Annotated in this window: 1 protein-coding gene; it reads right to left on the reverse strand. The window is 27.6% G+C overall.

Features of this window, described 5'->3' with window-relative positions; translation table 11 throughout:
* On the reverse strand, positions 1-1,374 hold a 1,374-nt coding region (locus tag ACOTVC_RS08710), incomplete at both ends, for a hypothetical protein (protein ID WP_421628361.1).

Genomic DNA, 1,374 nt, shown 5'->3' on the forward strand with positions numbered 1-1,374 from the left:
AAATATTATCTCAATAAACTCCCCACTACCATCTTGTGTTTGTATTCTTATCACATTATCAGGGATGAGTTCTTGAGTATTGTTACAATCTTCATTGATGTGAGTTTGTGTGGTATTTATATTATCTTTTATATTATCACTTGTAAACATATCTTTATCATTTGCCTTAAAATAATCCTTGGTTAAAATATTAAAAGAACATACATTTTCATCATTAAGCCACTCATCTAAACCTTTAGCAATTTCAAACTCAATCTTTTGCATTTTAGCAGGGGTTAAAAAAACTCTATAATGTATAATATTTTCTTTTTCTCGATAATCTTGATGATATTCAAAAAGCTCTTTAAAATACCCTGCTCCTAAATCTTTATATTCAAATTCTTTATAAGCACTTTTATAAACTTTAGCAATATTTTTTGGGATGATAAAGATTAATTTTAACAAATGCGCGCCAAGCGTAATTTTACACTCTTTAAAATCATAATCTTTGCTAAAGTCTTGTTTAAGAGCATTTAACATATTGACATCATTTAAATCAAATAAGTCGTTTTTAGATAATTCTAATTGATCTAAACCTTGTTTGTTTTGATATAAAGTATCGTTTAGATATAAATTAGTGATTAAAAGATTATCTTTTTGATATTTATGTTCTTTATAATACATTCTTAACTTAGGCTCTTTTAGCTTTGTTTGGCTTTTGCTTTGCTTTGCTAAGCCTTCCTTAGGATTAAAACTATGATCAAATTTAAACTTAGTAGGTACAAAGCTTACTTTTAAAGGATATCCTTTATCTGTGACACAAGCTGAGATGAGTTCTTGTAAGATTACATATTCATTATTAACTTTCTTTTGAGATAAAGAGCCTTTAACATCTACTACCTTGGTGCAAGGATAACTTACTTTTCCTATAGTATTAGGACAACCACTTATGCTAGAATTAAGTAAATCACTTTCTAGCATAATAGGCACACCACCATCTTTAAAAGTTTTTCCTTTGTTTGATTGAAGTATGACTTTACCTCCATGAATACATTCTAGGTTTTGATTTTCCAAAAGGGCATGAAGTTTAGCTATAGCTTGTTTTTTATTTATTTGTATGGTTTTTTGTTCTTTTAGAGTGTTTGAAATTAAATCTTTATACTCTAAGCTTTGCTTGCTTAAACATTCTAATTTGATATTTAAAGAATTTTCTATAATAGAATAATTAAGCAAGCAAAGTTCATCATTTTTATAAAAGATGCTAAGTTTTCCTTTGCCACTATTTTCATCTTTAGGAGAAAAATAATAACTAGGTGCATCTTGTTTTATAGCATTATCTTGATCTAATTCTCCAAAGTAAAAAGGATTGTTAGGAAGTTCACTTGAGCCTGTAAG

It is taken from the genome of Campylobacter sp. GB48 (genome assembly GCF_049221845.1).
In the GTDB taxonomy this organism is placed as follows: Bacteria; Campylobacterota; Campylobacteria; order Campylobacterales; family Campylobacteraceae; genus Campylobacter_D; species Campylobacter_D lari_C.